Raw genomic sequence first — 24,388 nt, 5'->3', positions numbered from 1 at the left:
ATTTAGCCAAAATAGATGAAAAGGATGAAATGTTTTGAAGAAAAAATGGATCAGTATTCTTGGTACCTCTGTCTTACTTATTAGTGCAGGTTGCCAGAATGATAAAGAAATAACACCAGATAATAATTCAGAGGTAGTTGAGGTTCAAGAGGGCGATACAGAACTCATCTCATTAGAAGAGTCTAGCTTATATGAGGAATTCGAAAGCAAGCAAATCGATCACGTACACGGCATTGGATATCCTGGTAATCGCAATGAATTGTTAATAGCCACTCACAACGGACCTATTATTTATCAAAATAACTCCTGGTACGAAGCGACTACAAATAATAATGATTATATGGGTTTTACTGCGGTATCTGATGGATTTTATAGTAGCGGACATCCCGGTGAAGGTTCAGATCTTCCAAATCCCCTTGGATTAATTAAAAGTTCTGATCGAGGTAATACGTTAGAAGAGCTCGGTTTCCAGGGAGAATCCGATTTTCACTTTCTGGCAGTTGGATATAACACTCATGCGATATATGCAGTAAATCAACAAAAGAATAGCAAAATGGATGTTGGTGTTTATTATAGTGAAAATGCAAAAGACTGGGAGAGAGTTCAGCTGAACGGAACGCCTGACAAGGTAGCGGGAATCTTCACACACCCAAGTGATTCAAACGTGCTGGCCATAACATCTCCCACCGGCTTGTACGTCTCAAGCGATCAAGGTAAGTCATTTAATCGAGTAACAGAAGAAGTTGGTATTAGTACGATGGTATTCCTGGAAGATAAACTCCTTTATGCGAAACAAGATACTAACAAACAACTCGTTCTTCAGGATTTAAGCAATGGAGAGCAAAAAGAAATTTCAATGCCCAATGAGGAATTAAAAACAATTGATTATATCACCGTCAACCCTCAAAATGAGCAAGAGATTGTATTCCATACTAAAGAAGAATCGATTTACCAAACTACAGATTCTGGAGAAACATGGGAAACACTTGTGAAACAAGGGAAAGTTGTAAAAAAATAAGACATTCCCTACTTTCTGTTCAAACATTTACATATACCCATTAAGTTTCTAGAAACTGTGCATAAACCATGAAATTTAAAATTTTTCCTACTTTTTTTATTTTTGGGTTTAAATTCCTCATAATAGGCAAATATTACCCTGTAACCAACTTACAAGGAGGAATTTGATTATGTCACATGAGAAATACGGTTCTGTTATTGAGACGCTACATGAATGTATGACAGCTTGTAACCACTGCTATGATTCTTGTTTAAAAGAAGACGATGTTAAGATGATGGCCGATTGTATCCGCCTTGATAGGGAATGTGCGGACATTTGTGGGTATCTTGAACAAGCCTTAGTTAGAGGAACTCCGTTTGCCTCAGAGCTCGCGAAAGTATGTGCTACGATTTGTGAAGCCTGTGGAAACGAATGTAAAAAACATGATCACAAACATTGTCAGGATTGTGCTGACGCTTGCTTTAAATGTGCAGAAGAATGTAAGAAGTTAGCTTCATAAATTAAGAACATAGTCATTAAGCCTGCTTTTAACAAAGCAGGCTTATTTTAATGGGAGAGTTCTTATTCAGCTAGAATTATAACGGATAGGACAAGGTGCACAATTTCTCGATATAATACTGATAAGCTAGCTATTGAAAAAGGAGATCTACATGGCATTTAAAAGAAAAAATAAATTAGCTACAAAATTAGGACTGATGTTTCTCATAAGTATCTTACTTCTTGAAGGAATACTATTTGTTGTGTTGTACTTCGGATTTCTAAACGAGCGAATTATGGCCGAAACCGATGCTTTACTAGCTCGTGGAAACAGTCATAGGGATGTTCTAGAGAAACATTTCGATTCGGAAACAAGAGACCATGTTGCCCTAATGGAATCAGAAGCTGATACGCAAGTGGTGATTACAGACAATAAGAAGAACATTCTTGTTCATTCAAATGAAGTGACACCTCCCATTAAAAAAATGATTCAATCTTCAAACTCCCTTCCTGTTGATGGGGCCGTTATTGAAGGAGATTGGGTGAGAGAACCGAATGTTACGTCCGGTTCACCTATAATAATTAATGATGAATTAGTCGGATATGTTTATATGGTGCTTGATACACAGGGGATTAGAGATGTACGTGATCATTTAACTGCTCAGTTCTTAATCATTAGTGGACTTGCTTTATTCCTGACAATCATCACCATTATTTATCTATCGAGAATTATCATTCGTCCATTAATCCATATGAAAGAAGCCACCAAAAAAATGAGCGCAGGTGAACATGATGTTTCTTTAAAAGTGGATCGAAACGATGAATTAGGAGAATTAGCAAAAGCCATTCAAAGTTTGTCAGATGATTTACTCCGTTTGAAAAACGATCGCAGTGACTTTCTTGCTAGCATCGCTCATGAACTGAGAACACCCTTAACCTACCTTAGCGGATATGCCGACATTGCGCAGAGAGATAACCTGTCTTCCGAAGAAAGACAATACTACCTTTCCATTATTAAGGAAGAATCAGGGAACTTAACCTCCCTTGTAAGAGACTTATTCAACATGGCAAAGATGGATCAAAAAGGGTTTGTTATTGACAAAGAAGAAATTGAATTATGTAGATTAATGCAACAGGTTAATGAGAAAGTAAAGCCAGCTTTTGATAGCAAAGGAATACATCTCTTAATATCTTGCCAGAGAAAGATTCTGGTTTCATTGGATCCAGGTCGGTTCTCTCAAGTTCTCCTCAACCTCCTTGATAATGCCTTACATTATTCAAAAGAAGGAGATACCGTTCTTGTTGAAGCTTCTTTAAACCATTCTAAAGTAGAAGTGAATGTGATCGATGAAGGAGAAGGGATACCTGATAAAGACCTCCCTTATATATTTGATCGACTTTATCGAGTGGATAAATCCCGCTCTCGAAAATATGGCGGGTCAGGTCTCGGCCTTGCGATTGCTAAGGAAATTATTGAAAAGCATGGAGGAAGCATTTCAGCGTTAAGTAAAGAAGGAAAAGGAACAACCATGAAAATAGTCATACCAGGAGATGATTAAATGCAGCGTGTGTTAATTGTTGATGACGAAGAGCGGATGGTAGAGTTAATCTCCCTCTATTTAAAACCACAGGGGAATACGATCTACAAGGCTTACACTGGAAAAGAAGCTCTTGAGATCCTACAGGAAAATAAAATTGATCTTGTGTTATTAGATGTGATGATGCCTGACATGGATGGATGGGTTACCTGTCAGGAGATACGTAAGGTTTCGAATATACCTATTATCATGCTTACCGCTCGAGAACAGTCTGAAGACATAGTGAAGGGATTGAAAATAGGAGCGGATGATTATATTACGAAGCCTTTTGATGAACAGGTTCTCCTTGCCCGAATCGAAGCTGTGACTCGACGTATACAGCAAGAAGATGCGAACCAAGTGTTTATCAAGGGGCTGATATGGGATATGGATAAACATCTTGTCAAATTTAAGGGAAATAAGATCTCAATGACACCAATTGAGTTCAAGCTTCTCGGCCTCTTTTTGAAAAATCCTGAAAAAGTATTTAGCAGAGAGCACCTTATCCAATTAATATGGGGATTTGAGTCCAATACGGAAGGCAGAACCATAGATTCACATATTCGGAATTTGCGAGAAAAATGTAGACAAGCCGGATTTCTTATCGATAACTACTTAAAAACCATCTGGGGTGTAGGATATAAATGGAAAAAATAAACATCATACGTATTAAAAAAATGACTGCCTTTATGTGTCTCTTACCTTCACAGCAAGCATGTTAGCGGCTTGTGCGGGTAATGGGAATGAGATGGTTGAACAACCTGAAGATTTTAATTATGCACCGACTCGCTACAACGATGAGAATATTGATATGGATAACAATCGAGGAAGAGATATCGACACTGATCCTCGCGATATAAAAGATCCTAATGAGCCTGATACACCGCCTTAATTACTATTCACATTGACTTTATTTTTTACCCATTCAGCATTCAATTCGATTGTGGAAATTAAAGGAGATAGAAAAGGCAGAAGGAACCAGTATATTTACTACCGGATTACTTAAACTAACATGTGTTTCTATAGGGGGGAGATACAAGTGTTTAAATTCGCATCAAAGGAAGTGAATTTTCGTGAATAAGAAAAAGAAGAATCAAGGTAAAGGAAAAACCGCAACAATGATGGCATTAAGCGCATTAGGAGGAGCGGCTGCTTACGGATTGACCAATCGCTTTAGAGACGAATATAATGCCCAACAAAATTCTTCCCAAACCATGACTCATGGCAATAAGCACACAATGTCACAGCAGCCTGCACATAATTCTTCAAACAGTGCGTCGAAACAATCATTCACAGACATGACCAACGCAGCAAAAGGCATGGGTATAGACAACAGTGCGATTGAAGAATTTACGAATGCGATTAAGGATGATTTGAAATAGGTTGATACTTTACATGGGATGAATGAGAATATAAGCAAAAGAAGCAGATGAATGCGTCGCTTAATTTCATTATTAAACAAACTCACAGTACTGGAATGTTCTGTGAGTTTGAATTTTTATTTGTAACAATGAAAGAGAGGAATATATGTATTGATCAATATAAAAGATATTTAGACGCTAAATCATTAATTTTTATTTTAGTTAACATAATACTTATTATAGGAAGTCATCTTAAAAACGATAATCCCGTCTCAATCGTTAAGTAAACTTAAGATAGTGAGACGGGATTGAAATTTTTACTCTTTATCAAGAATACGTTCCAGATCATTTGTTTGATCGTAACTGCTGACTAAATAAGTTGAGAACGTTTTGTTATCATTATCATTCCTAGATATGATGACTGTATCCTGATCTAAATTGACTCTAAGTTCTTTACCAGTCTTTAAATAAATAATAAAATCAGCATCATCAACTTGAACTCTGTGATTTGGTAACTGCGTTAATTCATTATGATCGAGATCATTTAACCAATTCACAAGGATTGACTCATCTTCAGTTGAAGTTATTGGCTGGTTTTGACCTTCGCCATTTCTATGTACCTGTATTTCATAGATGTTCTGTTCATCGATTTCCTTATGCAAACTGCTTTCGAGGCTTATTGCGCTTGCAGTATGCTTATATTTGTCGTTCTTGTAGTTTATATAAAGTTCAGCTGATTTCAAATAACTAAACGCGAGAACAGAGAAAAGTAGGATGGTTAGCAGTCCTTTTGTTATTTTTTTCATACAAATCACCCGCTTTCCTTTTCTAGCCTTAAAATCTTTAAAATGAGTTTATATTAATCTCTCCTATCATAACAAAATTTCTGTTTTTTTCCTTAAATTATGTAACTTTTTTTATAATTTTCTTCTTTGGTTATATGAGTAGTACAAACGATTTCTTTTTATCGTTTTGCGCTAAAAATATCCTTATTTTAAAGGTGTATTTAGCTAACTAGCGAATTAAAGGTACTAGTAGAATGATTTCGAAATGACCATTCTTTATCCGATGAATCTTATAAATGAAGGAGATTAAGCAATGCCGTTTTTTATAGGGATCCTCCCTCCACTACTCATCACAAATGAAATCAGTTCGTTTCGAAAACGTTGGAATTATCAAGAGATTTCTCCTCCACATATTACGATAAAAGCACAAGGTGGATTAACTGAAGATAAAAGTTGGCTGCCAAAAATTGAGAATGTATGTCATGACTTTCCCGCTTTTGATTTAAAACTAGGTGCACCTGCAACTTTCGGTTCAACGGTATTGTTTAGCAGCGTAATATCGAAAGAGATTATCACACTCCACCACCTACTACTAGATGCTATTAAACCAACACTTGAAGACCAGAAGGCTTATTTTGAGGCAACGGATTTCATACCGCATTTAACCGTTGCTAAAAAAGACGGAATTCCATCGGATGAAAATTTTCTACAGATGAGAAACGATTCAAATGAGAAATTAGTAGGTTTTGAGCCTTTTAAAGTTCATTCAATCCACGTGTTTTCTTTAAATGATAATGAAGTCTATACACCTGTTCTAGAAGTACCACTTCGCCCATTTCATAAGAATGCAATACACTAGTCATCTTACCTTAAATAACAACAAACGCCCTAGTCTAATCACCAGGGCGTTTGTTGTTATTTTTGGTTAAGCATAGCTTCCTCCAACCGCTCTAATCCTTCTTTGAGAATAGAGCGAGGACAAGCGATATTCATTCGTTCAAATCCTTTTCCACCTTCACCAAATATATAGCCTTCATCCAATGCTAACTTAGCATCTTCTTGGATAAATCGTTCTAATTTTTCATGAGGCATAGAAAGCTTTCGGAAATCTAACCAGACAAGGTATGTGCCCTCTGGTTCAATTACATCAATTTCTGGTATACGCTCAGCAATAAATGATTTAAGATAATCAAGATTTCCTTCTAGATATTCTATTAATTCCTCAAGCCATACTTCCCCATGTGTATAAGCCGCTTCAATAGCCGTTATTCCAAATGGACTTGGTGCAAATAAACCAAGTTTGCCCATGTACGTACTAAATTGCTCCCGCTTTTCTTCATCTGGAATGATAATCGTCGATATTTGCATTCCAGCAAGATTAAACGTTTTGCTAGGCGCAACACAAGTAATCGTATTTGCAGCAATCTTATCAGAAAGTGTAGAAATTAGCGTATGTTTATTCTCTTTAAGAATCAAATCAAAATGAATGTCATCCGACACAATCAATACATCGTAAGTTAAACATAGCTCTGCAAGCTTTAATAGTTCTTCTTTTGTCCACACCCTTCCTACTGGATTATGTGGGTTACATAGAATTAACATTGTAACTTCTGGATCTTTAAGCTTTAACTCAAGATCCTCATAATCCATCACATACTTGTCTTCTTCTAATTTAAGTGGATTATCAACTACATGTCGATCGCTCTTTTCAACCATATCACGGAACGGATAATACACAGGTGATTGAATAACCACCTTTTCTCCCTTCTTTGTGTATGTATTCACTGCAGCTGAAAGTGCTGGAACAACGCCAGGCGTAAAAACAATCCAATCTTGTTGAATTGTCCATTGGTGCCTTCGATCAAGCCAACTCTGAATAGTCTTCTTTGTTTGTTCAGTTGGCATTGAATATCCAAATATCCCATGTTCAATGCGTTTCGTAAGCTCATCAATCACAGCTTGCGGAGCTTTAAAGTCCATATCGGCTACCCACATAGGTAACAAATTTTCTTTTTCAAATATCGTATCTGTGTGATCCCATTTTACAGAATGTGTATCATATCGATTAATTCGTTCATCAAAAGGGTTCATAATTGCGCCTCCATCTTTTTGTTTCCACCTTTACTTTATCAAAACTTGTCCACCCTGTCAGAGGACTTGCCTGACAGAGTACATAGACACTATAAACTGCCGAAATTAATGATAGAATGAACCTACTTAAGGACGCTTATTGCAATTGTGATTTCTTTCACTTGATAATAGAGATTTCATTATAATAACTATAGCGAGGATCGATTCAAAATGAACACATTACATCATGCATTCTGGAGTTACTTTTTCTTTCGGAAAAAGAAGCGCCTTACAGTTAAATATATTGTTATTGGCGGGATTGCGCCAGACATCATTTATTATGTGATGTTTCTATATTTATTAGTAGAGCGAAGTATTCAAAAACTCATTAATCCTAGTGTGCAGTTATCTATGCATTACTTTATCCATGGTCTATTTGAACATCCTGTAGTCGATATTTTACGTAAGCTAGGTCATTCCATTGTAATCTGGTTTATAGCATTTATTATGCTAATGATACTTCATCGCGGGTTTAAACTAACCCCTTTATCTGGATTCATTTGGGGATGGTTCCTTCATGTTGTTGTTGATTTCTTTACCCACGTAAGTGACGCTGTCCCTATTTTCTATCCCGTTTATAACAGAGTCATACCTGGCGTTGTATCCTACTGGCATGGCGACTACTATGGAACCGAATTTTCCATTACACATTCCATTGTACTCGTATCTACTATCATTTATTTACTAATAGAACGACGTAAAACGAAAAATGTTCTTAAGAACAACAGTCAAAAAGAAGTCAACTCATAACAAAAAGGAGCAAGTGCGTATGCACTCTGCTCCTTATCTAGTCTATTTTCTCTTTTATAGGAGAATTTGATGATTTCATAACTCGATTTCGAATTAAAATCGGAATAACTGATAATAAGATAAAGACGCCAACCGCTATCGCTATAACTTTTGGATCTCCTGTTACAAGACTACTTCCAAGAAAATTATAAGCAAATGTCCCAGGGATAATGCCAATTAATGTGCCTAGAAAGAACGAAATGAATTTAATCTTGGATAACCCTGCTGAATAACTAATAAGATCAAAGTTAAATAGTGGAACGAATCGGAAAAATAGAACATAGAAAAATCCATTTTTCTCAAGTTGTTCCTGTAATTTACGCCCTTTTCCTTGCCAATCTTTATTTGCAATGGATTTGCCTAATTTTCTAGCTACAATAAAAGACAACACTGCCCCACCGGTCGCACCGATAACGGTATAAATCGTTCCAAATAGTGATCCAAAAGCTAGCCCACCAGCAATAGATAGGACAGATGCAGGGAAAAAGATTAATGGACGGATTGTATAGATGACCATATAGACAATTGGAGCAAGTATGCCAAAGGATAGGATCCAATCTCGAATCTCTTCTACTCGAAAGTCAAGATAGGAACGACTAAACCAGATTAATAAACCAACGAAAGCCAGAATTGCTCCCCATTTCAACCATGTTTTTGCATGTTTCATCTTCCCATCCTCTCTTTATCGTGCTTCATCCTACACTACCGTATTTTTAATTAATTGACTGTAATATTGTTTACATACGCAAAAAAATGAGCTTTTTGCTGCTATGCGAACAATTGTTTGTATATCAAAAAAATCGCACTCACTACTAAGATACTAGATATAATTCCTTCAGCTTTCGAAGCCGTTTTCATGTAGACCGGAAAACGCACTCGAAGTGTGATTGGATAGAACAGTTGAATACCTCTAACTGTCATCGCATCAAGGATTAGATGGCTAACAATTCCAATCAGTAGCCCTGTTTGAATCAACTCGTCATATTGAAATGTAAAGGTTGATGTTAGCCAATAAATGAGAACAACAAAAAGAATGCTATGTGTAATTGTTCGATGTCCAAAGAAACGACTAATTCCTTTTGAGAGCACCTTTGCTCTTCTTCCTGTCCAAGAACCCGGGTGGCATATATCTGGTAAGAGTGACCCTAATAAACATGCACCGTAGTATACCATTATCTCTGGCGCGTCTAGACTCTGTGTTATGTAATAGCTTTGTGAAGCTATGCCTAGACATATACCGCCTATGGCATGTGTTTTCCCCTCCATATTGTATTCCTCCTTCTTTCGTGATGACTTCTCAATTGGTGTAAAGTGCCCGATTAGAGGGGGTGCGATCATTTGTTCGTATTTGGTTTAGTATAGCACAAACAACGTAAATCATCACGAAAAAAATAGACCCGTCGATTAGACGGATCTACTAGCTTTATTCTGGTTTTGATTTCTTTTTTAATTCAAGAGCATCCCCAGTTTCACTCACATCGATAACGAATGAACCATTGCTATAGCGATCATTTGGACGATAGGTGGCAGGATCTACTTCAACTGGTTCACCTTTTTTCGTTCTTATGATAACAAGATCTTGTTTCGTAACTGCCTCAACTCCAATAACGCGATGAGGATTTGATTTTAATTCTCTGAGCATCACGACGCCTCGTTTCGCTCTAGTTGTTATTTCAAATTCACTTAACTGCATTTTCTTTACTGCTCCCCGATGGGTTACAAGGAACAGATCATATTTCGCTGTGGGTTCATAAATAATACCACTTACAACAAAATCATCTTCTTTTAAATTAATGCCTTTTACTCCGCTCGCTCGCTGACCAACGAGACTAATTTCATCTTCTTTAAATCGAAGGCCATAACCAAAGTTCGTAGCAATAAATACTTCTTTACTGCCGTTTGTTACATAAACATCAACCAGTTCATCATCTTTTTTAAGCTTAAGTGCCATAAGCGGCTTTGAATAACGCTGAGCTTTATAGTGTGATAGCTCAGTTTTCTTAATCATCCCTTGTTTAGTGACGAAAACAAGGTATCGATCTTCCTTAAACTCTTGAACCTCCATTGCCTCAATAATCCGCTCGTCTGATTCAATAGAAACAATATTGGCCACATGTTGCCCGAGGTCTTTCCACCTAATTTCTGGTAGCTCGTGAACTGGTAGATAAAGATAACTACCTTTGTTCGTGAATAACAGTATGGTGTTTGTTGTATTGCTATCAAATTGACGAAGAAGAGTATCAGTCTCCTTCATCCCAAAGTCTTTTCCATTTGAGGCAGCATATGAACGAGGACTTGTCCTTTTTACATAGCCATCTTCTGTAACCGTTACAATCACATCCTCTGATGGCACCATCACTTCAAGATTGACTTTAATATCTTCTATTTCCTGTTCAATTTTAGTCATACGAGGATCAGCATACTTCTTACGGATTTCAAGAAGCTCTTTTTTTATGAGATTTACAAGTTTTTTCTCACTACCAAGAATTGTTTCTAGCTTGTTAATGAGTTGACTAAGTTCTTCCGATTCTTTCTGAAGCGTTGTAATATCCGTATTCGTTAAGCGGTAAAGCTGTAAGTTTACAATCGCTTCAGCTTGAGCATCTGTAAAGTCGTACTGACTTATTAAATTGTTTTTCGCATCACGCTTGTCTTTTGATGAACGAATTGTTGAAATGACTTCATCTAGAATTGAAATTGCTCGAATAAGCCCCTCAACGACGTGCTGACGATCTTTTGCGCGTTTGAGGTCATACTCAGAACGACGAATGACTACTTCCTTCTGGTGCTCGATATAGGCACTTAGAATACGCTTTAAGCCCATTTGTTTTGGTGTTTTGTTATAGATAGCCACCATATTATAGTTATACGTAATTTGTAAGTCTGTTGCTTTATATAAATACTTCAGTATTCCATTTGCATCCGCGTCTTTTTTTAGTTCAACAACAAACCTAAGACCCGTTCGATCCGTCTCATCTCGAACTTCAGAAATACCTTCTATTTTTCGATCTACACGTAGTTCATCGATTTTCTTTACCAGATTTGCCTTATTAATTTCATAAGGAATCTCAGTTACAACAATCTGTTGGCGTCCACCACGAACTTCTTCAATTTCCGCTTTACCGCGTAGGATGAATTTCCCTTTACCCGTTTCAAAGGCCTTCCGAATGCCTTCTGTTCCTTGAGCAATGCCCCCGGTTGGAAAGTCAGGTCCTTTTACTACATCCATAAGCTCTTCTAGAGTCACATCAGGATTTTCCATCTGCATTACTGCAGCATCAATGACCTCCCCTAAGTTATGTGGAGGTATATCAGTCGCATATCCAGCAGAAATACCAGTTGATCCGTTAACTAATAAGTTTGGAAAACGAGCTGGAAGTACGATCGGTTCATTTTGCGTATCATCAAAGTTAGGAGCAAACTCTACAGTATCCTTATCGATATCGCGTAGTAGTTCAGATGAAATAGCAGAGAGTCTTGCTTCTGTATATCTCATCGCAGCAGGCGGATCACCATCAACACTTCCGTTATTTCCGTGCATTTCAACTAGGATATTGCGGACTTTCCAATCCTGCGTCATTCGAACCATCGCGTCATAAACAGACGTATCACCGTGTGGATGGTAGTTACCAATAACATTACCAACTGTTTTGGCTGATTTACGAAATGGTTTATCTGCAACGTTTCCTTCATGGTGCATGGCATAAAGAATACGTCTTTGTACAGGCTTCAGACCGTCCCTTGCATCGGGCAGGGCACGGTCCTGAATAATGTATTTACTATAACGGCCAAAAGCGTCTCCAAGGACATCTTCTAGCGGTAGATCTAGAAATTTTTCTGCGTTAGCCAATGTTACGCCTCCTCTTCAATAATGGAAATGTTCTCATTCTCGATGATGTTGGTTTCTTCATTCAGTCCAAAAGCCACATTCGATTCAATCCATTGTCTTCGTGGTTCAACTTTGTCTCCCATAAGAACAGAAACGCGTCTCTCAGCACGAGCAATGTCTTCAATCTTCACTCGAATCAATGTGCGACTTTCAGGATTCATCGTCGTTTCCCATAATTGATCGGCGTTCATTTCACCTAGACCCTTGTAACGCTGAATGGTATAGCCTTTACCGACTTTTTTCATTGCTGCTTTCATACCTTCTTCATCCCAGGCATATTCCACAACTTCTTTCTTTCCCTTCCCCTTACTAATTTTGTATAGAGGAGGAAGTGCAAGAAAGATTTTTCCGTGTTCCACAAGCTGCTTCATATAGCGGTAGAAGAACGTCAGAAGAAGTACCTGTATATGCGCACCATCTGTGTCAGCATCCGTCATAATGATGATTTTGTCGTAGTTTGTATCCTCGATGTCAAAGTCTGGTCCAACTCCCGCTCCAATAGCGTGAATGATGGTATTTATTTCTTCGTTTTTAAAGATATCCTGTAGTTTTGCCTTTTCCGTGTTAATTACTTTACCACGTAGCGGAAGAATAGCTTGTGTACGTCGATCACGGCCCTGCTTCGCAGACCCTCCCGCTGAGTCACCCTCAACAAGGTACAATTCGTTCTTCTTTGGATTACGAGACGTGGCAGGTGTTAATTTCCCACTTAGAATCGTTTCTTTCCGCTTCCCTTTCTTGCCAGAACGTGCATCCTCACGGGCTTTTCTAGCTGCTTCGCGCGCTTGAGCAGCTTTAATAGACTTTTTGATAAGCATTTCACTAATCGACGGATTTTCTTCTAAGAAATAAGAAATCTGACCTGATACAATCGCATCAATAGCTGATCGAGCTTCACTTGTACCTAGCTTACTTTTCGTTTGTCCTTCGAACTGAAGCAGTTCCTCTGGAATTCGAACAGATACAATTGCTGTGAAGCCTTCGCGAATGTCATTTCCTTCAAGGTTCTTATCTTTTTCTTTTAAAAGATTTACTTTTTTCGCATAATCATTAATGACGCGCGTAATCGCTGTCTTCATACCCGATTCATGTGTACCGCCATCTCTTGTTCGTACGTTATTAACAAATGAGAGGACATTTTCCGAGAAGCCATCGTTATACTGGAATGAGAAATCCAGTTCAATACCATTGTGTTCACCGTTAAACGTAACAACTGGATGTAATGTTTCTTTATCTTCATTCAAATAGTTAATGAAGGCTTCGATACCGGTTTCATAATAGAAGACTTCTTTACGATCATGGCGTTTATCATTGAGTTCAATCTTAAGACCTTTAAGTAAGAATGCCGCTTCACGAAGGCGTTCGCTGAGCGTATCGTAATTATAATTTAGTGTGCTAAACATCGTAGTGTCAGGCTTGAAGTGAATTGTTGTCCCTGTCTTACGCGTTTTGCCTATGTTCTCGAGCGTTGTTGCTGGCTTGCCACCATTTTCAAATCGTTGCTTAAATATAAAGCCATCACGATGAATGGTAACTTCTAGCCATTCGGAAAGAGCGTTCACAACGGATGCGCCTACACCGTGTAATCCTCCACTTGTTTTGTATCCGCCTTGCCCGAACTTACCTCCGGCGTGAAGGATGGTAAGGATGATTTCTGGTGTTGGTTTACCAAGTTTGTGCATTCCAACAGGCATCCCACGACCATTATCTTCAATACTAACGCTATTATCTTCATATAAAGTAACGTTGATTTCATCGCCATGTCCTGCAAGAGCTTCATCAACTGAGTTATCGACAATTTCATAAACTAAGTGATGCAAACCTCTTGAGTCAGTGCTTCCGATATACATACCCGGGCGCTTTCTAACAGCTTCAAGCCCTTCTAGAACCTGGATCGAATCATCACTGTATTCTTGCTTCTGTTTCGTTACCATGTTTTTCCCCTTTCAACTTGCTGTATAGACTAGCCTACCATATGAGAACGGGTGTTTCTATCTTTTCTTGCACCCGGTCTTTTTTTAAAGCATTGCCAGATGTTGAGGTTTTTAATAGTAAGGCAGTACTCTACAGTCTTTATCTACACTAAGCTTTAACGTAATCATCGTTATTTCTTCTATTGATATACGCTTTCGATTCATCATATAAAAAAATCCTGCACATTGGCAGGAGAGAAAAAAACATCGAACCGTATTGTACCGTATTGTCTATTTTTCATCAATTGTTTTTGCGACATCTACATGACCAGCTTTATAACCAATTGTGATAATGTCTCCCTCTTGAATCGACTTCCACTCCGAACTATCAGTTAAATAAGGAGTTTTGTTAACAACGAGATAATAATAAGGTTTGTTAGCTGCAGCTTCAGTCATCTCTTCTGCATTTTCATTTTTTTGATCATTTCCATCTTCTAAATTACTTTCATCTTTTTGATCCGTTTTTATCGTCATTTGTGGCTTTTCATAGCGAATCATTTTCTTTTGGACCTCGCCAGTTACATGTGCTAGATCATCATTTTGTTCGTTAGCAAAGGCAGTACCAACAGCCACAACAAAACATAGCAACAAAACCGACAGAAGGGTTCCTCTCAACATATTCATACAGAGGCTCCTCTCATCGTACATTCGCTATTAGTTTACCATACATTTTTCATTTGGTAATACGTTTTCTTATAGCACAAGGGATTTCTCGACCTTCAAATGGATCATTTAAGGTGAAAGTTTATTTGAATGTTTAACAATATAGATATCATCTTGCACTTTAATATAACGACAAAAAGTGTAAACCAAAATTATAGTTAAGGTGTTATAATCAAAATGAAAGCAACTAATTAATGTATATAATTTAAAATATATTCTTTTAAACACGTATATACAAACCAAATTGTTAACTCTCTTTATTTTGAAGTTGACATAAAACAGTTTTTCTTTTACGATTCCTTATAGTGATAATGAAAGCGAGGATCTTATATGGGGAAAATGAAAACAATTGATTTAGTTTACGCAGGGATGTTTGCAGCACTGATGGCCGTTGGGGCAAATATTGCTCAATTTCTTATCGTTGGTGGTGTACCAATTACATTACAAACGTTTTTTGCAATTCTTGCTGGCTTGCTACTCGGTAGTAGACTTGGTGCAACTTCAATGATTGTTTACACATTAGTTGGTTTAGCAGGAGCACCGGTTTTTGCTCAATTTACAGGTGGGCCTGGTGTTATCTTCAAACCGACATTTGGTTTTATTCTATCTTATATTTTAGTCGCATATGTAGTTGGCAAAATTGTTGAATCAAAGTCTAAACCTTCCATGTCGACCTTTATGATTGCTAGCTTCACTGGATTTATTTTGAACTATGTTTTAGGAACAAACTATATGTACTACGCTTATAAACTGTGGGCAGATGCTCCAGAAGGATTTACTTATAGCATGGCTTGGCTCTGGATGCTTGCCCCTTTACCAAAAGATATTATTTTAAGTGCTGTAGCGGCTCTTATTTCCCCACGTATCTATACTGCTGTTTCAAAGACGTCGAGACGTCAACATGGCAAAGTTGCCTAATTACGTATTCCACTATCCCCAATAGTTGAATAATAAATTACCGCCGGTGCGTACCGGCGGCTTTTTTTGACTATTATTCGCTTGCGACTTGTTTTGATTTGTTTGAGTTCAAGAATAGAGAAACGATGAACATTAGTAGAAGGAAGACAATAACAAGACTAAAGCCACCTTTTTCACCAAACGCCTCTGAAACAAGACCAATGATGTACCCGGCTAAACCGCCACCAATTCCTGAAGCAACATAGATTAGACCTAGAGCGGAACCAGGATTTTTTGAAATTGTTGTCCCGAATGCCGTAGCTGTAGGGAACAACGTAGAGAAGAAAAGACCCGCGCCAGCAAATAGGTAAGGAACTTGATTGGCAAAGAAGAAACTAATTGCCACGATAATAACTGACCCAAGAGAGAATGTAATCATTATTAATCGTTCGTTAAGTTTATTTGCAAGATACGCAGCCCCGAGTCTCCCTACCATAAAGAAGACAGAGAACAGTGATAATATTGTTGCAACCATATCTGATTTCGCTTCGTTTGATATACCACCAAGTTCAAGTGATTTTAAATATGGTGGAAAGAAGTTTGTAAAGGATACTTCAGCAGATACTTCGAAAATCAGGAAGAACATTAAGAAGACCATTTGCGCATCTTTTAACATTGGAATAAAGGCTTTTAAGTCAATCTTATCTGCTTTACCATCTGGAAAAGCAACCGATGTAACGTAGAAAATTACTAAAACATTTAATGCAGCAATTCCTGCATAGAAATAGCGCCATGATGCAAATTCAAAGAGATAGTTTAGAAGCTGAGGAAAAACAATCATTCCCAGTCCGTAAATCCCCATCGCTAAATTAAACATTTGATTTTGTTTATTAGGATAAGCAGCTGGAACAATTGCATTTGATGCAACACCAAGTGCACCAAGACCAAATCCAATTAACATATAGAATCCAAGAAACAGCATTACATTAGATGCTAATCCTGTCCCTAAAAATCCAGCACCCATAATAAGTGTAGCAATAATAACCATGATTCGAAGTCCTTTTTTATCTGTAAAATAACCAAAAATCAAGCTTGCAAGTGTAAAGCCAATTTGAAAGATCAAAACTACTAGCCCAAACTCACTCATATCAAGTCCGAGGTCTGCTTCGACCTCATCAAGCACAATCCCTTTTGTATTCGTAACCCCGCCAGATACGAACTGGGTAAATAATAAAATAATTAACGCGTGAATACTTTTTCCTTTTGACATAGTAACCTCCAAAATTTAATCTATCACGGAGGATTCCACGGTGATTCACATTTAAAACTTGTAATTATTTTCAAACATTTTCAGTTACCGCTTTCATTCCCTCCATGCCGTTTTTTAAGCAAATAAAAAAAGTTGCAGGGATTTCTCCCTGCAACCTATTTCATTTGATAAACCATAAATGTAGCTATGAAGTAAATAACAACAATGGCGATAGATGGTAGCATATAAAAAAGTGTCGTTCGCTTCTCTCTTCTTGTAATACTATAAAGAATGACAAGCACTACTACAACCGTTGAAACTGTTGTAACGATATTAGACATACTTGCATGCTGGAAAATATTCGTTTTAAGATAGATTGCATCCGTAAATGAAAGAAGCATAATGTTAAATGCGTTACTTCCCAATAATGAACTAACCCCCATGCTATAGTTCCGAAGCTTAAGGGCAGTTGCAACACTTACTGCGTCAGGAAGTGAGGTGCTTGCACCGACTAAAAAAGAACCTACAAATGATGCACCAAGCCCAGTACTGTCGGCTATTCGATCTGCCGTAAGGGTCAATACTGTACCAACAATCATAATCCCAACAGCGGAAAGCACAAACATTGTGACAACTCTCTTATAGGAAAATTCACCATATTTTTCATTACGTCGATTTTTTCTTTTTACTTTTTCTTCTGTTTTACTATTAATCCATTTTACCCCTACAAAATAAATAAGCACTAGAATGACTGAACTATATCCAATGTGAAAAATACTCGCTTGTAACGTTAAAGATAATCCCGCTACAACTATTAATGTCATGACAATGACAAGATAGATATAAAGCTTACTACCAATGTCAGTTTGGCCCATGATTTGTTCATGGCGGTAAACCATATCTAGAACAGCAAGTGCCAATAAATTAAATAAATTACTACCGAGTAAATTACCGATAGCAAGATCCGGACTATCAATAGCAATGGCCGTTACACTTGACGTCAGTTCAGGTAAAGAAATGGCAGCGCCAATAATGATACCCATAAATGCGGATGATGTTTTCGTCTTCTCACTGATCGCATCCCCATACATGGCAAGACGCGTTGCAACAAAGTAAGTAGCAATTGCTGCAGCGATAAATAACATAAACGTTAGAAATAAATTCATGAATGTACTCCTTGTGTCCAACAATTTAGCTTCTTCTTACCATTACCTTCATCTAATATAGCTAAACCCCAAAAACTAATATAGTCTCGCGATGGTTTGAATAGGAGTCTTTATGAAAAAAGTTAATAAGTTTTTTTTCACAAAATAAAACCCGCAATTCCATCGGGTTTTATTGTTTATTATGCAGTTGATTTACAAGATGACTAATAACAAGTGAAGCTTCAACGAGTGAATGATGATCAAATGTCATGGACGGATCATGTAGTCCAGGAGAAACATTAGCGCCAATCCCAAGATAGACAGCTTCGATATCTGTGAGCTTTGTATAATAGTGAAAGTCTTCCCCACCCGGCGTTACTATAGGAGAAATTGCTTTTCCTTTTCCAAGAACAGATTCAATTGCGAATTGCGCTTCTTGAATAAGCCGTTTTGAATATCTTGGAGCGGGAACACCACCTTCCACTTGATAAGTAATATAAGCATCATACATGCTCCCAGTATGATGAATGATGCGATCTATATTTTCTAAAACCCTCTTAAGCTCCTCATTATCTCGGCTTCGAACATCAATAGCGAATGAAGCACTACCTGGAATGACATTGAAAGAGCCCCCACCTGCTGCAAAACTGGTGAATTTAACACTTGTTCCAGTCTGAGGATTTGGTCGAATTGCGTTAACCGAGTTAATTAAGGCACCAAAAACATCTATGACATTCACACCTAGATGAGGACGTCCACCATGTGCTGTTTTTCCTTGAATCTTACCAGTCAAAATTGTCCCTGCACTATGCATAAGCGCAGGAGACATAGAACCAGTAGGACATTCTGTAGCGGTTCGTAAATGGTAGCCAATTAAGCTATCAACATCCTCTAATACACCTTCATGAACCATCGCTTTTGCTCCCTGCATGATTTCTTCAGCAGGCTGAAAAATAAATTTAACTGAACCATTCATCTCTTTCTTTTTTTCACTGAACAGTCTAGCGATACCTAGCGCGATACTTGAGTGAGCATCATGGCCACAGGAATGACGATAAAATAGACGTCCATCGTCTTCATGTTTAATACAGTCCATATCTGCTCGGACACCAATGCATGGACGATCGCGCTTTCCCGTTAAGGTTGCAGTCACACCCGTACCAGCTATACCTGTATGAACAGTATAGCCCAAGCTTTTGAGTTCTTTTTCAATGTAAGCTGCTGTTTTAAATTCATGAAAAGCAGGTTCAGGTATCGCGTGAAGATCTTGTTGTATTTTTTTGATATAGTGGCTAAGCTCATTTGACATTGTCACACCCTCTATTCTCTAGGAAAGTTAGTTTAAGAGCGTTATATCCGATAAGACAGTGAAATGTTGCCATTCAAAGGGAAGTAGTTGTTGGTACCGTGGTTCTAGAAAACGACTATCGATTAATACTAACTGCCCAGTATCCGTTTCTGTTCGAATGAGCCTTCCTCCCGCTTGTTGAACACGGTTCATACCTGGATAGACATATGTATACTCAAAACCGTTCCTTCCTTGCTGATCAAAATACTTTTTCATCAAATGTCGTTCTGTATCAAAGTTAGGAAGCCCAACACCCACTACTACGACACCTGTTAGTCTGTCACCTTTTAGGTCAATCCCTTCAGAGAAAATCCCTCCAACTACCGCGAATCCAATCAAACTACTTGGGCGATTACTAGTAAACATGTTCAAGAATTCTTCGCGTTCTTGTTCTGTCATACCACTCTTTTGAAGAATCGTTTCTAAACCATCGCATTTAGAAGTAAAGGCATCATATACTTGCTCCATATAGCCATAAGATGGGAAAAAGAATAGATAATTCCCTGGTTTTTCATTAACCACTTTACCAAGAACTTCTACAAGCGGTTGAAGCGTTTGTTCTCGATCCCTATACTTTGTCGATAAGGGAGCAATATAAACCTTTGCATTTTCTCTAGGAAATGGAGAAGGTATTTGAATTGCATAATTTTCTTCATTCCAACCGAGCATCTCTTGATAATATGATAAGGGTGAGAATGTTGCAGAGAAAAAGACCGTTGCCATAAAGCCCTTACGCATTGTTTGGAGTAAATAAGAAGGATCAAAACAAAACAATTTCAACTTTACTTCCGATTTTCCAGATTCGACATACGTGATGAACCGTTCATCATAAAATTTTGCAATGCGAATAAAATTCTGTGCTGCAAAATAAACATCAAGCAGCTCCTCGTCATTCCCTTGCTGAAGTAACTCCTGTTCGCTGACTTGAATAAAGGTATCAAGTTTTACTAGCAGCTCCTCATCAACTTCTTGTATCACAAGCTTTCCATTCTCACATGATTTTCTTAATTCAATCATAAATTGATTAATTGCAGCTGCAGCGTTTACAATTTCTGCGTTTTTCCCTTTATAGGAGCGTTTAAGTTCCAGAAACGGCGACTTAAATAGCTCTGCTGAATACATACCTCTTGCTCGATCAACGAGATTATGAGCTTCATCTACCAGCACTGTCGTACGCTTCTTTTGTTCTTCAATCAATCGTTTTAAAGAAACTCTCGGATCAAATAAATAATTATAGTCACAAATAACAGCATCGGCTGTATAAGAAAGATCGAGTGAAAGCTCAAATGGACATAGTCGGTGTTTATGGGCATACCTCTCAATTACTTCTCGAGTCATACGTGTTTCATTGGTTAACACATCAAGCATTCCGTCATTTACCCGATCATAATATCCATCGGCATATTCACAATAGTCCTTTTGACAAATTGTTTTCTCCTTAAAACATATCTTATCTTTTGCTGTAATGGTAACGGAAGAAGCTTGAAGGCCTCCAGTTTCCATTAGTCGAAACGCTTCCTGAGCGGTTTCTCTTGTGATTGTTTTTGCAGTTAAATAGAAGATTTTTTGACCAAAACCTTCACCCATTGCTTTCACAACAGGAAAGAGCGTACTTATGGTTTTCCCAATCCCGGTTGGTGCAGTTGCGAATAAAGTCGCTCCATCTTGAACCGTTTTGTAAACAGCTCCCGCTAGCTTACGTTGTCCATCTCGATACGAATCGAACGGAAATTGTAAAGCCTTAGCTGTTTCCGTTCGTTGCTCTACATGCTTTTGTTTCCATTTAGCAAATGGAGCATAGTGCGAGATCATTTCATTCATAAACTCGGTCAATTGATTGGAAGTGAATTCTTTTTCGTAGCGAACAATTTCCTTTGAGTTGGATTGAATATACGTAAGCTGAACGATTATTTCATCACGTTTATATACTTTTGTTGCCATATACGCGTAACACATTGCCTGCGCCCAATAAACAGGATAGGAATTTTCATTTATTTCAGTGAGCGGGAGAGAAGTTGATTTAATCTCATCAATCACAAGCTTGTCTTCTCTCATAAGCAATCCATCACAACGACCTTCGATATGAAACGTTAGGTGTTCGTATGTAAAATCGATTTCAAACGGGATTTCTTTTTGATCTTCTTCGCCATACGTTTTCTGGATCATTTGATGCAGACGAGTTCCTTCTGTCATTGATGTTGTCGTGCGAAAGCGCGTGTCAATGCTTCCGCTACGGTATGCATATTCCACTAGCGGACGAACAGATACTCTAATTGTTTCATTCATGTTATCACCTATTTTTTTCTTTCATGTACCTTCATATCTATTATAGGAATCACACAGCTATTATGGCAATGTTTAACGGGTTCTAAAAAAACGTCCCAACTGGAATGACCAGAAGGAACGTTCGAGAGTTTAGTTTACATCGATAGCCCAGTTTCCATTACGGAAAATAGCTTCAGTTGTACCATCTTCTTTTACTCCATCAATATCTAGCTCACCTGAACCCATCATAAAGTCAACGTGAGTGATACTGTTATTAACACCATTTTGATCAAGCGCTTGATCATCCATATCTGCTCCACCCTTTACACTACTAGGGTATGCTTTCCCAAGTGCAAGGTGGCACGAAGCATTTTCATCGTAGAGTGTATTGAAGAAAATAAGACCCGACTGCGAAATTGGTGAATGATGTGGAACAATTGCGATTTCACCAAGTCTTCTTGAGCCTTCATCCATGTTGAGAAGGTTCTCAAGCGTTTCATATCCTTCTTCAGCAGAAAAATCGATTACTTTACCATCTTTAAAAGTAAGTGAGAAGTTATTAATTAAGTTGCCACCGTAGCTAAGTGGCTTTGTGCTGGCGACTGTACCATTTACACCGTATTTATGAGGAAGTGTGAACACTTCTTCTGTAGGCATATTTGCATTAAATTCTATGCCTTGTTCAGAATGAGAAGAACCACCTTTCCAAATATGACCGTCAGGAAGATCAATCTCAAGATCTGTACCAGGAGCTTTATAGACAAGCTTCTTATAATGTCGATCGTTTAGGACACCTCTTGCTTTAGCAAGGGTCGCATTGTGTTCGTTCCACGCTTCAACTGGATGATCCTTATCCACTCTCGTAATCTTAAAGATTTGATCCCAAAGCTGTTCGATGGCTTCACCTTCTGATACTTCTGGAAAGATCTTTGTTGCCCATTCGCCATTTGGAATAGCAATGATTGACCACGTAATTTTGTCGTTCATCGTATATTTACGGAAGTTCTTCATCGCTTCACCAGCCGCTTTATTAGAAGCGGAAATTCGTGATGAATCAATGCCCTTTAACAAATCAGGATTGGTGGATCGAATCGATAGAATTGCTGCACCTTCCTCTGCGAAATGGTCAAACATTTTTACTCGCCATTCAGGAACGTTTTCAAGCACATCCTGGGCAGCATTTTCATACCATAAACGATCTAGCTCATCGTCACTCCAATTTATATGTACCGTTTTTGCTCCCATTTCATATGCTTGCTTAACAACGATGCGTGCGAAAGCTGCTCCTTCGATCGAAGCATTTACGATTAGCATTTGATCTTTTTGCAGATTAACTCCTCGTTTAAGAGCTAATTCTGCATACTTTTCTAACATATTATGTTCTGGCAAAATCAATTCCTCCTTAGTATCAAAACAACTACTTAGAATTTTAACAAAACTCACACTTTCTGTCCTCAATATCCTGGATATATCTTCAATCTTCTAAAGAAAGGCGTGAAAAATGTGAACAACACTCCTAATGAGCAGCCTTCAAACGTGTCCATGTCTCAGAACACGATAACGGTTTATGGAACTGGAACTATTGAAGCAACCCCTGACATAACCTCCGCTGTTATCGGTGCAGAAACATCATCTAAAAGTATAAGTGAAGCACAGAGGGAAAATGCAGAGACGATTTTTGAAATTGTGAAAACAATGCATAACAAGGGTATTCCGAATGAAAATATTCAAACCTCTGATTATCGAATTGAAGAGGAGTATACGTTTGAAAATAACACGAAACAATTTCTAGGATATAGAGTCACCCATTTATTAACCATACTGATTGAACCAGTTAAAAAAACTGGAGAAGTTTTGGACGCAGCAGTTGCTTCAGGGGCAAACAGCATATCAAGCATTCAATTTAAAGTTAAGCACCCTGATCAATACAGCCAAAAAGCATTAACACTCGCCATTGAACAGGCAAGAGAAAAAGCGAGAGACATTGCTCGATCTCTAAAGATTACACTCCCTAAAACCCCTCACCAAATCATTGAAATAGAATCTTCTTCACCTGTTTACCGTATGCTCAGCCAATATCAAGGTACACCTATACAACCAGGACAATTAACCATTACCGCTCAAATTAAAATGGTTTATACTTATCCAACGTGAAAAGGGGCGTAATTGTTTACGCCCCTTTCTTTATTTCGTCATGGCATGCTCAACTTTAATACAGCGATCCATTACCATTTCCATGTTATGTTTTTTACCATATTCATACGCTTCCTCATTCATAACACCTAATTGTGACCAAAAAACATCTGCATCAATGTCTACAGTGTCTTTCATAATATCAGGTAAATATTCACTTCTTCTAAACACATTAACGATATCAACGTGACCTTCGATATCTTTTAAAGAAGCAACTGCTTTGATACCTAATGCTTCATCTATCGTTGGATTTACAGGAATAATATCATAGCCAGCATCCATCATAGCCTGCGAAACCATATATGACGTACGATTTGGATTATTCGATAAACCTACAACGGCGATTCGCTTGTTTTCTTTAAGAATTTTCCCTATTTCCTTACGAGATGGGTTTTCAATTTTCATATACGTACACCCCTTTGCAAATATTGGTATACATTTATTATAAAAGAACTCGTGTCAGATCAACACTAATTCGCTCAAGTATTTTGAACAAGCTGTTTAATTGCTTTCATGATAACCGTAGTACAATTATAAGGGTTATTGTGTCCCGAGCTCGTTGCCATAATGTAAGTAGAGTATTTTGTAAAAAGCCATAAGTTCTCTGACTCGTTGTTTCGTCTTAGTTA

The 24,388-nt window shown here is 37.9% G+C and carries 23 protein-coding genes; 10 read left to right on the top strand and 13 right to left on the bottom strand.

Features of this window, described 5'->3' with window-relative positions; all coding sequences use genetic code 11:
• The first annotated feature begins 34 nt into the window (after positions 1-34).
• The 6 genes from FBF83_RS00515 to FBF83_RS00495 all read left to right on the top strand — a co-directional run bounded on the left by FBF83_RS00515 (position 35) and on the right by FBF83_RS00495 (position 4,454).
• Positions 35-1,018: a F510_1955 family glycosylhydrolase gene (locus FBF83_RS00515; protein ID WP_136945206.1), complete on the top strand. Its 984-nt coding sequence runs from the start codon at positions 35-37 to the stop codon at positions 1,016-1,018.
• A gap of 169 nt (positions 1,019-1,187) precedes the next feature.
• A complete protein-coding gene (locus FBF83_RS00510) occupies positions 1,188-1,517 on the top strand; it encodes a four-helix bundle copper-binding protein (protein ID WP_136945205.1) in 330 nt (109 codons plus the stop codon).
• Positions 1,518-1,668: 151 nt separating this feature from the next.
• The gene (locus FBF83_RS00505; RefSeq protein ID WP_136945204.1) at positions 1,669-3,054 is read left to right on the top strand and encodes a sensor histidine kinase; all 1,386 of its coding nucleotides are present in this window, start codon (positions 1,669-1,671) and stop codon (positions 3,052-3,054) included.
• Positions 3,055-3,729: a response regulator transcription factor gene (locus FBF83_RS00500; RefSeq protein WP_136945203.1), complete on the top strand. Its 675-nt coding sequence runs from the start codon at positions 3,055-3,057 to the stop codon at positions 3,727-3,729.
• A 91-nt stretch (positions 3,730-3,820) separates the two neighbouring features.
• Entirely contained in the window at positions 3,821-3,964 is a 144-nt protein-coding gene (locus FBF83_RS20615; protein ID WP_205665293.1) for a hypothetical protein, read from the top strand.
• 181 nt (positions 3,965-4,145) lie between these two features.
• Entirely contained in the window at positions 4,146-4,454 is a 309-nt protein-coding gene (locus tag FBF83_RS00495; RefSeq protein WP_136945202.1) for a hypothetical protein, read from the top strand.
• A gap of 296 nt (positions 4,455-4,750) precedes the next feature.
• Here FBF83_RS00495 and FBF83_RS00490 read toward each other — a convergent pair whose 3' ends face one another.
• Positions 4,751-5,239: a hypothetical protein gene (locus FBF83_RS00490; RefSeq protein WP_136945201.1), complete on the bottom strand. Its 489-nt coding sequence runs from the start codon at positions 5,237-5,239 to the stop codon at positions 4,751-4,753.
• A 292-nt stretch (positions 5,240-5,531) separates the two neighbouring features.
• Between FBF83_RS00490 and FBF83_RS00485 the strand changes: the two genes are divergently transcribed.
• Complete coding sequence (locus FBF83_RS00485; RefSeq protein WP_136945200.1) at positions 5,532-6,077, top strand: 2'-5' RNA ligase family protein; 546 nt, start codon at positions 5,532-5,534, stop codon at positions 6,075-6,077.
• A gap of 56 nt (positions 6,078-6,133) precedes the next feature.
• On the opposite strand, the gene FBF83_RS00480 is transcribed toward FBF83_RS00485, so the two are convergent.
• A complete protein-coding gene (locus FBF83_RS00480) occupies positions 6,134-7,309 on the bottom strand; it encodes a MalY/PatB family protein (protein WP_136945199.1) in 1,176 nt (391 codons plus the stop codon).
• Between the two features lie 210 nt (positions 7,310-7,519).
• Here FBF83_RS00480 and FBF83_RS00475 point away from each other — a divergent pair, with 210 nt between their 5' ends.
• Positions 7,520-8,098 (top strand): DUF4184 family protein, encoded by a 579-nt coding sequence (locus tag FBF83_RS00475; protein ID WP_136945198.1) that lies wholly within the window; start codon positions 7,520-7,522, stop codon positions 8,096-8,098.
• A 37-nt stretch (positions 8,099-8,135) separates the two neighbouring features.
• Here the strand turns inward: FBF83_RS00475 and FBF83_RS00470 are convergent, their stop codons facing one another.
• From FBF83_RS00470 to FBF83_RS00450, 5 genes are all read right to left on the bottom strand, one after another.
• Positions 8,136-8,804, bottom strand: a complete 669-nt coding sequence (locus FBF83_RS00470) for a TVP38/TMEM64 family protein (protein WP_136945197.1) — start codon at positions 8,802-8,804, stop codon at positions 8,136-8,138.
• A gap of 101 nt (positions 8,805-8,905) precedes the next feature.
• Positions 8,906-9,403 (bottom strand): metal-dependent hydrolase, encoded by a 498-nt coding sequence (locus tag FBF83_RS00465; RefSeq protein ID WP_169525116.1) that lies wholly within the window; start codon positions 9,401-9,403, stop codon positions 8,906-8,908.
• 157 nt (positions 9,404-9,560) lie between these two features.
• Entirely contained in the window at positions 9,561-11,987 is a 2,427-nt protein-coding gene (parC, locus tag FBF83_RS00460) for a DNA topoisomerase IV subunit A (protein ID WP_136945195.1), read from the bottom strand.
• A 2-nt stretch (positions 11,988-11,989) separates the two neighbouring features.
• Positions 11,990-13,960, bottom strand: coding sequence for a DNA topoisomerase IV subunit B (gene parE, locus FBF83_RS00455; protein WP_136945194.1), 1,971 nt, complete (start codon positions 13,958-13,960; stop codon positions 11,990-11,992).
• A gap of 270 nt (positions 13,961-14,230) precedes the next feature.
• Entirely contained in the window at positions 14,231-14,623 is a 393-nt protein-coding gene (locus tag FBF83_RS00450) for a hypothetical protein (RefSeq protein ID WP_136945193.1), read from the bottom strand.
• 369 nt (positions 14,624-14,992) lie between these two features.
• Between FBF83_RS00450 and FBF83_RS00445 the strand changes: the two genes are divergently transcribed.
• On the top strand, positions 14,993-15,580 hold the full coding sequence (locus tag FBF83_RS00445) for a biotin transporter BioY (RefSeq protein WP_136945192.1): 588 nt from the start codon (positions 14,993-14,995) through the stop codon (positions 15,578-15,580).
• A gap of 73 nt (positions 15,581-15,653) precedes the next feature.
• Here FBF83_RS00445 and FBF83_RS00440 read toward each other — a convergent pair whose 3' ends face one another.
• The 5 genes from FBF83_RS00440 to FBF83_RS00420 all read right to left on the bottom strand — a co-directional run bounded on the left by FBF83_RS00440 (position 15,654) and on the right by FBF83_RS00420 (position 22,955).
• Complete coding sequence (locus FBF83_RS00440) at positions 15,654-16,829, bottom strand: MFS transporter (protein ID WP_136945191.1); 1,176 nt, start codon at positions 16,827-16,829, stop codon at positions 15,654-15,656.
• A gap of 155 nt (positions 16,830-16,984) precedes the next feature.
• Complete coding sequence (locus FBF83_RS00435) at positions 16,985-17,974, bottom strand: sodium:calcium antiporter (RefSeq protein ID WP_136945190.1); 990 nt, start codon at positions 17,972-17,974, stop codon at positions 16,985-16,987.
• Between the two features lie 169 nt (positions 17,975-18,143).
• Positions 18,144-19,262 (bottom strand): amidohydrolase, encoded by a 1,119-nt coding sequence (locus tag FBF83_RS00430; protein ID WP_136945189.1) that lies wholly within the window; start codon positions 19,260-19,262, stop codon positions 18,144-18,146.
• 27 nt (positions 19,263-19,289) lie between these two features.
• Positions 19,290-21,587, bottom strand: a complete 2,298-nt coding sequence (locus FBF83_RS00425; RefSeq protein ID WP_136945188.1) for an ATP-dependent DNA helicase — start codon at positions 21,585-21,587, stop codon at positions 19,290-19,292.
• A 129-nt stretch (positions 21,588-21,716) separates the two neighbouring features.
• Positions 21,717-22,955, bottom strand: a complete 1,239-nt coding sequence (locus FBF83_RS00420) for an aminopeptidase (RefSeq protein WP_420875102.1) — start codon at positions 22,953-22,955, stop codon at positions 21,717-21,719.
• A 114-nt stretch (positions 22,956-23,069) separates the two neighbouring features.
• Between FBF83_RS00420 and FBF83_RS00415 the strand changes: the two genes are divergently transcribed.
• A complete protein-coding gene (locus FBF83_RS00415) occupies positions 23,070-23,720 on the top strand; it encodes an SIMPL domain-containing protein (RefSeq protein ID WP_136945187.1) in 651 nt (216 codons plus the stop codon).
• 30 nt (positions 23,721-23,750) lie between these two features.
• On the opposite strand, the gene FBF83_RS00410 is transcribed toward FBF83_RS00415, so the two are convergent.
• A complete protein-coding gene (locus FBF83_RS00410; RefSeq protein ID WP_136945186.1) occupies positions 23,751-24,164 on the bottom strand; it encodes a CoA-binding protein in 414 nt (137 codons plus the stop codon).
• Positions 24,165-24,388: the final 224 nt, after the last annotated feature.

The organism is Guptibacillus hwajinpoensis, assembly GCF_005144865.1.
GTDB classification, from domain to species: Bacteria; Bacillota; Bacilli; order Bacillales; family Guptibacillaceae; genus Guptibacillus; species Guptibacillus hwajinpoensis_A.
Note: the sequence above shows the minus strand (reverse complement) of the source record. Positions and strands in the feature narration are given on the sequence as shown.